The 13,915-nt window shown below is 47.9% G+C and carries 12 protein-coding genes; 10 read left to right on the top strand and 2 right to left on the bottom strand.

Going from position 1 to position 13,915, the window contains the following annotated elements:
* Window positions 1–111: 111 nt before the first annotated feature.
* Both fmt and QT973_RS16745 read right to left on the bottom strand, forming a co-directional pair.
* A complete protein-coding gene (gene fmt / locus QT973_RS16750) occupies window positions 112–1,125 on the bottom strand; it encodes a methionyl-tRNA formyltransferase (RefSeq protein WP_333053222.1) in 1,014 nt (337 codons plus the stop codon).
* 140 nt (window positions 1,126–1,265) lie between these two features.
* Complete coding sequence (locus QT973_RS16745) at window positions 1,266–1,493, bottom strand: hypothetical protein (RefSeq protein ID WP_333208315.1); 228 nt, start codon at window positions 1,491–1,493, stop codon at window positions 1,266–1,268.
* Between the two features lie 61 nt (window positions 1,494–1,554).
* On the opposite strand from QT973_RS16745, the gene QT973_RS16740 reads away from it, so the two are divergent.
* The 10 genes from QT973_RS16740 to QT973_RS16695 form a co-directional block, all read left to right on the top strand.
* Window positions 1,555–1,689, top strand: coding sequence for a hypothetical protein (locus tag QT973_RS16740; RefSeq protein WP_333267711.1), 135 nt, complete (start codon window positions 1,555–1,557; stop codon window positions 1,687–1,689).
* Between the two features lie 18 nt (window positions 1,690–1,707).
* Window positions 1,708–2,166 carry a hypothetical protein gene (locus tag QT973_RS16735; RefSeq protein WP_333267726.1) on the top strand — a complete coding sequence of 153 codons (459 nt, stop codon included), beginning with the start codon at window positions 1,708–1,710 and terminating at the stop codon, window positions 2,164–2,166.
* A 261-nt stretch (window positions 2,167–2,427) separates the two neighbouring features.
* Complete coding sequence (locus QT973_RS16730; RefSeq protein WP_333053225.1) at window positions 2,428–2,619, top strand: hypothetical protein; 192 nt, start codon at window positions 2,428–2,430, stop codon at window positions 2,617–2,619.
* Between the two features lie 65 nt (window positions 2,620–2,684).
* Window positions 2,685–4,025, top strand: a complete 1,341-nt coding sequence (locus QT973_RS16725) for an ABC transporter substrate-binding protein (RefSeq protein WP_333208317.1) — start codon at window positions 2,685–2,687, stop codon at window positions 4,023–4,025.
* A gap of 557 nt (window positions 4,026–4,582) precedes the next feature.
* Window positions 4,583–7,096: an MASE1 domain-containing protein gene (locus tag QT973_RS16720; protein ID WP_333391744.1), complete on the top strand. Its 2,514-nt coding sequence runs from the start codon at window positions 4,583–4,585 to the stop codon at window positions 7,094–7,096.
* Between the two features lie 300 nt (window positions 7,097–7,396).
* Window positions 7,397–11,128, top strand: a complete 3,732-nt coding sequence (locus QT973_RS16715) for a response regulator (protein WP_333391741.1) — start codon at window positions 7,397–7,399, stop codon at window positions 11,126–11,128.
* On the top strand, window positions 11,121–11,495 hold the full coding sequence (locus tag QT973_RS16710) for a response regulator (protein WP_015177895.1): 375 nt from the start codon (window positions 11,121–11,123) through the stop codon (window positions 11,493–11,495). Before QT973_RS16715 ends, QT973_RS16710 begins: the two co-directional genes overlap by 8 nt.
* A complete protein-coding gene (locus tag QT973_RS16705; RefSeq protein ID WP_333262279.1) occupies window positions 11,492–12,550 on the top strand; it encodes an adenylate/guanylate cyclase domain-containing protein in 1,059 nt (352 codons plus the stop codon). Before QT973_RS16710 ends, QT973_RS16705 begins: the two co-directional genes overlap by 4 nt.
* 84 nt (window positions 12,551–12,634) lie before the next feature.
* Window positions 12,635–13,153, top strand: a complete 519-nt coding sequence (locus QT973_RS16700; protein ID WP_333232194.1) for a Ycf51 family protein — start codon at window positions 12,635–12,637, stop codon at window positions 13,151–13,153.
* Window positions 13,154–13,338: 185 nt separating this feature from the next.
* A partial coding sequence (locus QT973_RS16695; protein ID WP_333391740.1) for a tetratricopeptide repeat protein occupies window positions 13,339–13,915 on the top strand: 577 nt, incomplete at its 3' end.

Here is a 13,915-nt window from a genome sequence, read left to right as displayed (position 1 = left end):
GCGAATTAAAGAACTTACAATTTTAATTGTTATTGTGGGATGGGCGTCCCGCCCGTCCAAAAAAGACGGGCGGGACGCCCATCCCACAAACTTGTGGAAGTTATTTAATTCTCATTCCTTAACTTCAACCATCCCAAAAACTTCCCCTACAACCAACCGAGTTCCGTTGGCAAAATCCACTCCCGACTGCACCTTTTTCCCCGCTAACTGCACCTCCCGCAACAATAATAAACCATCACCGGTTTGGACGATCGCCCCCAAGCCCTTCACAACCTTCACAACTTCCCCATTTGCGCCCGACAACTGGGCTAAAACAGGCCATTCGCGTTCCAAAACTCTCAAATCTGCTGGCATTTGCAGCCAATATTCCGGCCCGACGGGCACAGTAGCTATCACCTTCAGAGAATTGCCGCGAAAAGTCGTCGTGCAATCCGGGAAAAAGCCCCTAACTTGATTGTGAAGGGCGATCGCACTTTTCGACCAATCCAGCACATAATCGGCACTCTTAATCATCGGCGCATAAGTCGCCTCAGCATCATCTTGAACAACAGCTTCAATTTTGTCGTCCCTCAATTTCACCAACGTTTCTATCAACAAATCCGCCCCAACTTCCGCCAACCTATCCGCCAAAGAATCAGCATTATCCAACAGCGAAATCCCAGCAAAAGCCTTCAACAGCATCGCCCCAGTATCCATCCCAGCATCCATCAGCATAGTAGTAATTCCTGTTGTCTTTTCCCCGTCAAAAAGACAGCGCTGAATCGGCGCCGCACCGCGATACTTCGGCAAAATTGAACCGTGAACATTAACGCAAGCCAAATTAGGAATATCGAGTATTTCTTGAGAAAGAATCTGGCCGTAAGCTACCACCACAAACACATCCGCCTGCGCTTCTCGCAATTTGGCAATGGTTTCAGCATCTTTCTTGATTCGTTGCGGCTGCAAAACCGGGATACTGTGATTTAAAGCCACATCTTTTACAGGTGAAGGCATCAATTGATTGCCTCTTCCCCGGCGTTTGTCCGGCTGAGTCACTACACCCACAACCTCAAATTCTGGGTGGCTTAACAAACTGGATAAAGTAGGGACAGCAAAGTCGGGAGTGCCAAAAAAAACAATTTTCATAGATTCTTCGTTATTAGTAAGTAGTCCTCAGTCATTACTCATTAGTCGTCAATTAGGTAATGGCAAAAAACCATAGTATATTATACAGACTATTCAGCGCGTAGCAGCTATGATACAAGCGAGTTTATGAGTATTTTCACTCACCGGACTCGTGTAATATTTATCGATCGGCTAAAACAATAATAGTTTGCTTCTAGATTATACACTTCTATAATTGTTCCGAGTTGTGCGATCGGCAAAAAAAATCTCGATTGATACTCAGGTGCAGCCCAACTCGATCGCTCAAAACCAATGAGTTTTATATACGCAACAACATTTGCATCTATGCTTCCCAAGTTAACTAGAACTGTTTTAGTAAAAATTTTCATATAATCTACATTTTTTACTGCTAATTTCAATTTTAGCATATCTACTAGAACAGGAAAATAATTGTCGAATTTTCTGCTAAAACTCAGCCGCAGCTTATTTGCCTACACCGCCGAACAAGAAAAGTTTATTCACGCCGTCACTAATCCCCAAGCTTTTAATTCTGCTATTTTGTGGCTGCAACCACAACCAACATAAAACCCATTTAATCTCGAAATTCCAGTTTCTTGGCAACCCCAATTTGTAGATAGACTAGCCTTAGAATCCCAGCCGGGAAAACATTCCTTACATCAAGCAGAACATTACTACTGTCTCGACTTTTTCTCAATCTTCGCCGCCTCTATCTTATTAACAATACCGCAGCCAATCAAAGTAATATTAGATATGTGCGCCGCCCCCGGAGGAAAAAGTATATTTGCCTGGAAAACATTAAACCCAGAATTGCTGTTGTGCAACGAAGCCATAGGCAAACGCATGGGAATGTCGATCTCTAATTTAAGACGCTGCCAAATTCAACCATCAGCCGCCGCCAACGTCGATTCAAAAATACTTGCCGAAAAAATACCACAAACGGCTAATTTAGTAATAGTAGATGCTCCTTGTATTGGTAAATCACTCTTAGCAAAAAGAGACAAGCACCCGGCTGCTTTCATACAGCACTTTCCAGGTAAGTGAAGTACAGAGAAACCGGGTTTCTTGAATAAAACCGGTTTCTGGCGAGAAATCCAGAAGAAACCCGGTTTCTGGGGTGTACTTTATAAACCTGGAATCCGCTGTAATGTCACCATCAACAGCAATGCCAATCGCCAAAAAATAATTTTAGCCAATTCTGCTAAAATTGTAGAGCCCCAAAGTTATCTTGCATACATGAGCTGCACTTATTCAACTGCATAAAATGAACAAGTCAGCGAAGGGCAGTTAAGCAAATTCCCCGAATTGGGGCCAGTCACTGTTCCTCATTTAGAAAAATATCGATCGCACCTGACAGAAATTCCTTGCTATCGGATGTGGCCGCAAGATAGACTAGGAGCAGGAGCTTTCACTGTTTTGTTTCAAAACACCTCCGATGGAGAGAGAAATCAGCTACCAGCAGATTTTCGAGATTTAGCTCGTTTTACCAACCTCTAACTATCCGCGTCCATCCCCGTTCATCTGCAGTTAAAAAAGTCTGCTTCCCTGAATCTAAATAAAAAATGATATTCTCCAAATTATCCAAAGCAATTAAAAGACCACTAAAACTAGCGATCTGCATTTTAATTACCTTAAATTTGCTAATATTAAGCGGCTGTCAAAACCGCACAACCCCCGCATCGAAAAACGGCGAACCGATCGAACTCACACTGTGGCACGGCATCAATCCCCCCCCCAATCGCGACGTATTTCAAGCCCTCACAGACAAATTCAACAAAACACATCCCAACATCCAGATCAAACCAATTTACATCGGTCAGCCCGACCAACAACTGCCAAAAATTCTAACAGCAATAGTTGGAAATGCACCGCCGGATTTGCTGTGGAATAGTCCTACAAGTGCCGGAAAACTAGCAGAACTAAACGCAATTGTGCCGTTAGAAAACTGGATCGACAAATCGCCCCGGAAAGCCGAAATCTACCCGGCACTCTTCGAGTCAATGGAACTCGGCGGACACATTTGGTCAGTTCCCCTAGGCACAAACAACGTCGCCATATTTTACCGTCCCAGCTTATTTGCAGCAGCAGGAATCAAAAAAGTGCCCCAGAATTGGGCGCAATTAAAGCAAACAGCCCGATCGCTCACGCGAGACACCAACGGAGACGGCCGCACAGACCAACACGGCATAGTGCTCCCCCTAGGCAAAGGAGAATGGACAGTATTTACCTGGCTGCCATTCATGTTCAGTGCAGGGGGCGAACTCAAAGGCGAAATACCTCAAAATCCTGTACCCCAAATAGATAATCCCGGTTCTCACGCCGCCTTAGAATTGTGGAGCGACTTGTTAAAAGAAGGTTCAGCAATATTGTCAGCACCCGAACGCGGTTACGAACTCGACAATTTCATCGCCGGGAAAGTCGCCATGCAAATCACCGGGCCGTGGACGCTAGCACAGTTGCAGCAAAGCGCGATCGACTACGGAGCAATGCCTTTACCCATCCTCAAACGCCCCGCAGCCGTCGTAGGGGGTGAAAACCTATTTTTAATGAAAACCTCGCCAGAACGAGAGCGAGCAGCCCTAGTATTCTTAGAATACGTTATAGGTGAAGAATTCCAAACAGCATGGGCATTGGGAACAGGTTATTTACCCATTAACTTAAAATCGAGACAGAGCCAAGCTTATCAAAGCTTTGTGGAAAAAAACCCTGTTTTGCAAGTATTTTTAGAACAAATGAACTCAGCTAGAGCGCGACCCATTATATCAGGTTACTCCCGCCTATCAGAAAACCTCGGTCGCGCCATAGAGGCAACCCTTCTCGGCCGCAACCCCCAAGACGCCCTTAAAGAATCTCAAGAGCGTTTGACACTAACCTTAGATATTGCAACAGCCAAAGAGAAATAGACAAAAAATTTTTTTTTGCTGTAATATATCCGCTTTCACTGTATCCAAGCGCAAGACTTGAAGCCTTGATTGATTGGTTAAAAATCTAGTGAAAATAACTACCGCCTGCTGTTCTAATCAGAAACCGTGTTTATTGACCCAAACATACCTAAAAGCAGAGATTTTACGTCTCTGTTATTGGTATTTTAGGTATTTTAGGTATTATCGATCGGGGTGCAAGATGTTAGGGTGCATTGAGTTACGATCGCCCGACACAAAAAGACACCCGCTGTCGCTCGGTAATAAATTTTTAACAAAAACCAAAATTTACAAACCAATTGCTTAGCCATTAGAGATATATTTACAAAAAAGCGATACTCCCGAAATTCATGGGCAGATTTGATCGAACAAAAAAACCGCTCCCTCAACGGCACCACAAAAAGTTAGCTCAAAAGCTTCTCCCAGTACCTACCACCCATGACCTACCATCACCTAATAGAAACATTTTCTCTACCCTGTGCCTGTCCCGTGCCACATACTGAGACCCCAACAACCGTCCACCTTTTCCCCAAACGACCATGCAGACAAAGTTCCTTAACGCAATCAAAGGACATTCCTGGCGGTACTTCCTCGCAGTAGGCGCGATCGCCCTGGTCTACTATTGGGCGTCGCAATTCGCCATTTCCACCCTCACCCTCAGTTCAGAAATTTACCCGATGTGGCCAGCAGCAGGAATTGCCCAAGTCGCCCTGCTGCTGTTTGGGCGGCAACTGTGGCCGGGAATCGCGATCGGAGGCTTCCTGTTCAGCATGAGCGTACCGTCGGCCAACATCGCCACGGCATTGATATCGGCAGGCGCCAGAAGCCTGCAAGCGTGGACGGGAACTTATCTACTCCAAGGCCTTAACTTTAGCGCCGGGCTCGATCGGCTCAAAGACGTTTTAGGAATAGTCGGACTAGCAGCCTTGGGATCTACCCTGATCAGCTCCACCATCGGCAGCATCCTCGTATGCCTGAGTGGTATATCTAGCTGGAGCGATTTTGGCACGATTTGGGGGACTTGGTGGGTCGGAGACGCCATGGGAATTGTGCTCGTCGCCCCGCTGCTACTGACGTGGCAACAATTGCCCAAAGTCCCCACCCATCGCAAACAGATAGCTGAACGAGCGATTTGGCTGCTGCTGCTACTAGCAGTCGGCTGGCTCGTCTTTTGCTCCCGCACCCGCGCCGCCTACGCCCGCTATCCCCTCGAATACCTACCATTTCCCCTAGTAGTTTGGGCTGCCTTTCGATTCGGTCAGCGCTACACCGCCCTCTCCAACTTCATCCTCTGCGGCTTCGCCATCTGGGGTATCGCCCGAGGCAGCGGCCCCTTCCTCAAACACGCCAGCAGTATCCCCCAAGCACTGTTATCCCTGCAAGCCTTCATCGCCGTCATCGCCGTCACCGGCTTAGTCTTAGCTGCCACCGTCGCCGAACGCCACCAAGCAGAAGTCTCCCTGCGCGCCAGCGAAGCCAGCCTCGCTAACGCCCAACGCATCGCCCAGCTAGGCAACTGGGACTTAGACCGCAACGCCCAGCAATTGCGATGGTCAGAGGAAATTTACCGCATCCTGGGAGAGCAACCGGGAACTTTTGAACCCAGCCTGGAAGCCTTCTTGGAATACGTGCACCCTGAAGACAGAGAATTAGTCAAAACCTCGATCGAAGCCGCTTTATTTCAGCAACAGCCTTACAGCATCGACTACAGGCTCATACTCCCCGACGGTAGCAACCGCACAGTCTACGAACAAGCCGCCGTCACCTCCCTCTACATCACCAGCACCGTCCAAGACATCACAGACAGAAAGCAAGCCGAAGCCGCCCTGCGTTCTTCAGAAGAAAGATTTTCCAAAGCCTTTCACGCCTCCCCAGTCGGGATCAGCATCTGCACCCTCACAGACGGATGCTTCCTCGATGCCAACGAAAGCTTTTTGCGCTCATTAGGCTGGCTGCGGCACGAATTTCTCGGCCGCACTCCCAGCGACTTAGGAATATTTGTCAATTCAGAAGACGGGGGGCGGCTCGCCCAGATTTTGCAATCACAAAATTCGATCAGCAACCAAGAAATCAAAATTCGCACCAAAGCCGGCGAAGTGCGCGACTGGCTGCTGTCAGTGGAACTCATCCACCTCGGCAGCACTCAGTGCGTTTTAATCATGACCACCGACATCACCGAACGCTTGCGTTCCGAAGAATTCCGCCGCGCCGCATTAGCCGCCGAAGCTGCAAATAGATCCAAAAGCATTTTTCTCGCCAACATGAGTCACGAACTCAGAACCCCCCTCAACGCCATCATCGGCTACAGCGAGATCCTGCAAGAAGACGCCCGAGACCTAGGTGCCGAAGAGTTCATCGACGACCTCCAGAGAATTAACACGGCCGGCCAGCACCTACTCGCGCTGATTAAAGATATTCTCGACTTGACCAAAATTGAAGCAGGTCGCATCGACTTCGACCTCGAAACCTTCACCATTTCAACTCTGGTTGAGGAAGTAGTTGCCACGATCGCGCCGATGGCAGACAAAAATAGCAATATTGTAGAAATACAATGCCCCGATGATATTGGCTCAATGCAGACCGACTTGACTAAACTCCGGCAGTCTCTGCTCAACATCCTCAGCAATGCCGCGAAATTTACTTGCTCCGGCGCGATTACCTTTGCCGTTACCCGATCCGTCGAACCCCCTGCCGACTCTGCAAAGAAAGGCAAAACACTTGGAGCGTATAGAGGAGGTGGCCAAAATGAAAATAGCTTGTCTCTATTATCTTCCGCTCAAGATTGGATCATTTTTACGGTCAAAGATACCGGCATTGGCATGAGTCCCGAACAGTTAGCCAGAATCTTTGAGCCTTTCACCCAAGCAGATTCCTCAACTACTAAAAAGTACGGCGGCACTGGTTTGGGGCTGACGATTACTAAGAAATTCTGCGAAATGATGGGCGGAGACATTACCGCATTCAGCGAGGTGGACAAAGGTTCTACCTTTACTATTCGGCTGCCAGCTATTTTCACCGACCTTTCAATCTCAACCGAAAAGTCTGACAAATAATAATTTATTGACATTTCTTTTCGAGCGTTGTCGGTTTTATTAGCCTCCGCAATTTGCTGATTATTTCGCTATCACGTATCAAAAAATTCCACATATAGCCAAATCAATAAAGCCATTAGGATATAAATATAATTAGCGCAGTTTGAAAGATTTTGGAGAGCAGAGATGATCCCTCGGCTTCTCAAGAAAACCTGTGATAGACTTCGATCGCGTAGTTTTCCCCTAACCGTATACCTACGTATATATACTATTAATTAAAAAGATATACTGTAGAAAGTTGCCTACAAAGTGCCAGAAAATATGCACCCCCACCTCCAGCGCCAACTCGAACAGCTCGGTTTAGTCGGCGAGTCTCCTCCTCCCACTGCTGAGCAGTGGCAGCTTTTATTAGAGCAGGTAAGTTGTAGCTATGACGGAGTTCAGAATCAGCAAGAACTTCAGCAGCAGGATTGCTTGAACAACGAGACAGTGGCGTTAAAGGATTTAACAGACTCCCCCCAGTCCCCTCAAGACTCTCCAACAGCTTCAGAATTCGATCGACTGCGGGCGAGTGTCAACAGTTGGGGAGCGGGATTGTGTATCCTTGACGCGAAGGGCTGTGTAATCTCGGTAAATCCAGAGGCAGAACGCTTGCTGGGATGGCGAGAATCGGAACTTGCAGGCTTTTCTCTGCTAGAGTGCATCGGGAAGCAAAAGAAAGGTAACAAATCCCAAGTTTTGACGGCTACGAAACAGTCGCCCAGCAATACTGAAGATGGGACGATCGCATCTACACTAGATTTACAACAGGCGATCGCTTCGGGTCAACCTTGCAACAATTGGGACGACGAGTTTTTGTGTCGCGACGGCAAGATTTTACCAGTTTCCTATTTTTTCCATCCCGCCGTTGAGGGCAGCGAAATATCAGTCTTGGTGTTTTTTGACATTTTTGACATTAGAGAACACAAGCAATCGCTCTCGATACTGCAAGCAGTTCTAAAATCTACAGATGCAGGAATTTTGGCGGTTGACAGAAACGGCAATATATGTAATTATAATCAGAATTTTCTAGAGATGTGGGGTTTGTCCGCCAGCCAAGGAAAGTTGAGCCGATCGACCTTCGGCACAGTCAAAAACACGATCGAAACAGGATTACCCAACGCCCGGGAACAATTACAAGACCCGCAAATATTTCTCGAAAACGCGATTAAAGTGTCGGCAGATTCAGATACTCAAATCAGCGAATTATTAGAATTTAAAGACGGAAAAATTTTTGAATTAAATTCGTTGCCATCAAAAGTCGGATCGAAAACAGTCGGTAGAGTCTGGATCTTTCGAGACGTTACCGAACTCAAAAAAGAAGAACAATCTTTGCAGTATCGAAGAGAATTCGCTCAATTGATTGCCCGTTTGTCAACCCATTTCATCAGCCAGCCCTTATCAGAAATAGACAAAGGCATCGATCAAACCCTAGAAGCGATCGCCACCTTGAGCGGGTTTGACCGCAGTTACATCTACCTGTTATCATTCGACAAAACCCGCGCCGACAAAACCTACGAGTGGTGCGGCGAAAGCATTCCGGCAGTCAAAAACAGCACCGACAAACCAATAGACATCGCACAAATCCCTTGGATTGCAGAAAAGCTCGATCGCGCCGAATGCCTCTATATTCCAGAAATTGGCGAAATCCCGCCCTCAGCAATCGCCGAAATTGCCTATTTTATCGGTAAAAATCCAGCCCAATTCCAGACAGACTCCCCATCCCAAACAGTCAATGAAACAGCAACCGCCTCAATACCTGCAATGGGCGCTTCCATCAATAAATTAGAATCACAAAAACACCTAAAAAATATCCAATCGCTGATAATTATTCCCCTAATTAGTTGTAGTAAAAACCTAGTAGGATTTCTCGGATTCGAGGGCTTAAAGCAAACAGCAGGTCGAGGAACCGAAATATCCACAATATCCACACAGCTAAAAATGGTAGGAGAAATGCTCGCCAATGCCCTAGAGCGCAAGCGAGCAGAAGCAGCCTTGAGACAATCCGAAACAAAATACCGCAGCATCTTTGAAAACGCAGTCGAAGGCATATTCCAGACAACGCCTTCCGGGTACTACCTCAGCGGCAATAGCGCACTAGCTCGAATTTACGGCTACGAATCCAGTACCCAAATGCTTGCCGAACTCACCGATATCAACCATCAATTTTACGTGAACCCCAATCGGCGCGCCGAGTTTATGGCCCAATTGGGCGCGCGCGGCCAAGTGTCAAAATTTGAATCCCAAATATACCGCCGAGACGGTAGCACAATCTGGATTTCCGAAAACGCGCGCAGCATCTGCGACGAAAACGGCAGGGTTTTGTACTACGAAGGCACAGTCCAAGACATCACCGATCGCAAACAGGCAGAATCCGCCATGCAGTTGGCCCTAGAAGCAGCAGAATCAGCCAACCGGGCAAAAAGCACATTTCTCGCCAACATGAGCCACGAACTTCGCACACCCCTCAACGCCATCATCGGCTACAGCGAAATGCTTAAAGAAGAAGCCGAAGAATTGGGCAGTTGCGAATCCGTCCCCGACCTCGAAAAAATCTGCAGCGCCGGCAAACACCTGCTGTCCCTGATTGACGACATCCTAGATATTTCTAAAATTGAAGCAGGCCGAATGGATCTTTACTTAGAAACCTTCGACATTCATACCTTAATTGAAAGTGCTGTGGCTACTGCCAGACCACTGGTCGAGAAAAATGGTAATACCCTAGAAGTTTACTGTCCAGACAACCTCGACACCATGCACGCGGACATGACCAAAGTGCGGCAAGTGCTGCTTAACTTGCTCAGCAACGCTGCTAAGTTCACACAAAACGGGAGAATTGCGATCGGAGTGGAAAGAATTAAAAATGAACAATTAAAAATGAAAAATCAAGAGGAATCTTCCCAAATTTTAATTTCCAACTCCGAATTTTTAAGTTTCCGCGTCGCCGACACCGGCATCGGCATGACAAAAGAGCAATTGCAGCGAGTTTTCCAACCTTTCACCCAAGCTGATGCCTCGACTACTCGCAAGTACGGCGGCACCGGTTTGGGACTAGCAATCAGCCAGCGCTTCTGTCAAATGATGGGCGGCAGCATAGAAGTCAGCAGCACCTTGGGCTCCGGCACCACTTTCACCGTGCTCTTGCCCAAAGCCATCAAACATCCGGAAATCCCCAACAAAGTTCACGACAGCACAAACCCTCCCGACGCCCCCGCTATCGGCACGGTGCTGGTAGTTGACGACGACCCGATCTCGCGGGATTTAATCCAGCGCGCCCTCAGTCGCCAAGGACTGCACGTAGAAGTCGCCGGCGGCGGCGAGCAAGCTCTCCGGCTGGCTAAGCAACTACGGCCAGACGCCATTACCCTGGATGTGATTATGCCCGGAATGGACGGCTGGGCGGTACTCTCAGCGCTGAAGGCAGATCCTGACCTTGCCGAAATTCCCGTAATCCTGCTATCCTTTGTGGGCAACAAAAGCCTCGGCTTTGCATTGGGTGCCTCGGACTACCTCACCAAACCAGTGGACGGCAAACGGCTGGCTGCCTTGTTGAACAAGTACCGACGCGACCAAGACGGCGTTGCAAGTAACAATTTGACCTGTCAGATTCTAATTGTGGAAGACGACGTTGCCACGCGCGAAATACTGCGATGCGTACTAGAAACACAAGGCTGGGCAGTAACGGAAGCTGATAGCGGACGCGCTGCTCTCGATCGGCTAAAAGTTGCTCGCCCGCACCTGATATTACTGGATTTGATGTTGCCAGAAATGGATGGTTTTGAGTTGATCGGGGAAATTCGTAAATCCCATTCGGGAGATCCTATACCGATTGTTGTGATCACGGGGAAAAATTTGACACCGACCGAAAGCCAGCAGCTAAACGGCTACGTCGAGCGGGTGCTACAAAAGGGAGTCTACAGTTGCGATACTTTGTTGCGCGATGTTCGCTCTATAGTCAATGACAGGTTCGATCGCAGGTACGACTCGAAAGGCAAGGAGAACACCAATGGCTAAAATCCTGTTGGTCGAAGATAACGAAATGAACAGGGATATGCTTTCCAGGCGTCTGGCCCGCAAGGGACACGAGGTCTTTATTGCTGTTGACGGTGCTGAGGGGGTGTCGATGGCGCTCGCGAAAGTACCAGATTTGATTCTGATGGATATGAGTCTGCCGGTTCTAGACGGGTGGCAAGCAACGCAGCAAATTAAGGCGGCTCCTGAAACTAGCAGGATTCCGGTGATTGCGCTGACGGCTCACGCAATGGCGGGCGATCGTGAAAAGTGTCTTGCTGCAGGCTGCAATGACTATGACACTAAACCGGTCGAGTTTCCCCGACTTTTGGGTAAAATTGAAACTCTTCTCAAAGAGGCCCTGACATGAAAGGTGACGAGGGCAGCGTGCTGGTTGTTGACGACAATGAGGTAAACCGCGATTTGCTGGCCCGCCGACTTCAGCGTCAAGGCCATGTGGTGACTGTTGCTGAAGATGGTCTCCAAGCTCTGGAAATGTTGCGAAACCATCCTTTTGATTTGGTTCTCCTAGACATTATGATGCCGCAAATGAACGGCTATCAGGTGCTCGAAAGTCTGAAGGCGGACGAGAAGTTGCGCTACATCCCGGTGATTATGATTTCGGCGGTGGACGATATCGACAGTATCGTGCGGTGTATAGAGTTGGGGGCGGAGGATTATCTTTCTAAACCGTTCAATCCGGTATTGCTCAAGGCTCGGATTAGCGCTTGTCTGGAAAAGAAGCGACTGCGGGATAAGGAACAGGCGTATTTACATGAGTTGGCCCAGGAAAAGGAAAAGTCCGAGCGTTTGCTGTTAAATATTTTACCGAGGGCGATCGCACAGCGCCTGAAACACGGGGAAATTACGATCGCAGACAGTTTCGCTGAGGTGACAGTGATGTTTGCCGATTTGGTCGGTTTTACTAAGCTTTCGGCTCATTTATCGCCGGCCCAATTGGTGGAGTTGCTCAACGAAATTTTTTCGGCTTTTGACGAGTTGGCCGAGCGCTACGGACTTGAGAAAATTAAGACGATCGGCGATGCTTATATGGTGGTTGGCGGTTTGCCGACGCCCAGCGACGACCACGCCGAGTCGATCGCGGAAATGGCCCTGGAAATTCAAGCAGCAATGACTAAGATCCGTACCAAGGGAGGTCAGCCGCTCAGCATCCGCATCGGCATCCACACAGGCCCCGTGGAAGCTGGGGTAATCGGTACTAAAAAATTTACTTACGATTTGTGGGGAGATACGGTAAATACAGCTTCCCGGATGGAATCTCAAGGCGTCCCCGGCAGCATTCAGGTGACAGTTGCTACCTACGAACGCCTGCGGGGTAAGTACGTTTTTGAGGAGCGCGGCGTGATTCCAGTGAAGGGGAAAGGCGATATGATGACTTATCTGCTTGTGGCCCGAAACGCTTAATTAATCATTGGGCATTGGGCATCGGGTATCGGTAACTAATATCAACAGTCAACAGTCAACAGTCAACAGTCAACAAATCATCAAATGAACGTAAATTCTAACCTTTTAATGTACGCCCAATGGGCGGGAATTCTGACAGGAGCTTTAGCTATTCTAACAGTTATAGCATTTATCTTCAAATGGGGTTTTCGCTTCCGATTGGTGGGAGTGACCAGCTTTATGGGAGTAATTGCTGCGAGTATATTTGGTCTGGGTTTGGGACTGTTTTCCCGTACAGAAATTCCGGGTGCGGTGCGCTATTCTTTAGTTTACGATACTGGCGGCGCTCAAACAGTAGTTACTGTGCCACCTACGATCACGGAATCTGAATTAGAAGCAACGATGCGGCAAGCGGCTGCGGACTTGTACTCTCCAGGGCGCTCTGGGCGTGGCAGAGACTACATGACAATCCGGGTTCGTACAGTGGTACATCCTGAACCTGGGCTGTCGCAGCCGCTGTTTTTGGGCGAGGTGAGGCGATCGCTGGCGACTCGTTATGATGACAAAATGGCGATCGAAATTTTCCCCGAAAAAGTTGCTATTCTGAAAAAATATCAAGCCTGATAAATGCTGTAGGGGCGGGTTTTACAAATAATAATTGCCGAAAACCGACAATCTCAAAAACCCGCCCCCACCCAACTTAGATGATGCGGCGATTGAAATCGCTTCTAGACAAACGAAGTCCACTCAAGCGCGGACTAAGATGGGCTACAAAAAATACTTTAAAATTATCACAAAAATATCAAATTATGACTCAAGAATCTGAAAAAAGGCAAGCTTGTTGGAAAAGATGGAACCGAGAAGATGATCTCGCTTTGACTCCTCAAGAACGGAAACGGGAATTGGTGAGAATTCAAGTTTTAATTGATGAGTATGGGCCAACACCAGAACAAAAAGCTGATTTGTTTTTAGAACAAGGTTTATTGTATAGCTTTGGTGAAGAATACGCAAAAGCGATCGCCTCCTACGACAAAGCCTTAGAAATCAAACCAGATAATCACGAAGCCTGGAACAATCGGGGCAATGCACTCGGTAAATTAGGCAGGCGAGAAGATGCGATCGCCGACTACGACAAAGCCTTAGAAATCAAACCAGATTTTCACAAAGCCTGGTACAATCGGGGCGTTAAACTGCGTAAATTAGGCAGGCGAGAAGATGCGATCGCCGACTTCGACAAATCCTTAGAAATCAAACCAGATTTATACGAAGCCTGGTTCTATCGGGGAGTTACACTGGGTGATTTAGGCAGGCATGAAGATGCGATCGCCGACTACGACAAAGCCTTAGAAATCAAACCAGAAGACCTCGAAGCCTGGTTCTATCGGG

The sequence above is a fragment of the Microcoleus sp. Z1_A1 genome (assembly GCF_036700305.1).
Lineage (GTDB): Bacteria > Cyanobacteriota > Cyanobacteriia > Cyanobacteriales > Microcoleaceae > Microcoleus.
Note: the sequence above shows the minus strand (reverse complement) of the source record. Positions and strands in the feature narration are given on the sequence as shown.

Coding starts and splice junctions, on each gene's coding strand:
- fmt (WP_333053222.1), bottom strand. CDS start 1,125: ATGAAAATTGTTTTTTTTGGCACTCCCGACTTTGCTGTCCCTACTTTA.
- QT973_RS16745 (WP_333208315.1), bottom strand. CDS start 1,493: ATGAAAATTTTTACTAAAACAGTTCTAGTTAACTTGGGAAGCATAGAT.
- QT973_RS16725 (WP_333208317.1), top strand. CDS start 2,685: ATGATATTCTCCAAATTATCCAAAGCAATTAAAAGACCACTAAAACTA.
- QT973_RS16720 (WP_333391744.1), top strand. CDS start 4,583: ATGCAGACAAAGTTCCTTAACGCAATCAAAGGACATTCCTGGCGGTAC.
- QT973_RS16715 (WP_333391741.1), top strand. CDS start 7,397: ATGCACCCCCACCTCCAGCGCCAACTCGAACAGCTCGGTTTAGTCGGC.
- QT973_RS16710 (WP_015177895.1), top strand. CDS start 11,121: ATGGCTAAAATCCTGTTGGTCGAAGATAACGAAATGAACAGGGATATG.
- QT973_RS16705 (WP_333262279.1), top strand. CDS start 11,492: ATGAAAGGTGACGAGGGCAGCGTGCTGGTTGTTGACGACAATGAGGTA.
- QT973_RS16700 (WP_333232194.1), top strand. CDS start 12,635: ATGAACGTAAATTCTAACCTTTTAATGTACGCCCAATGGGCGGGAATT.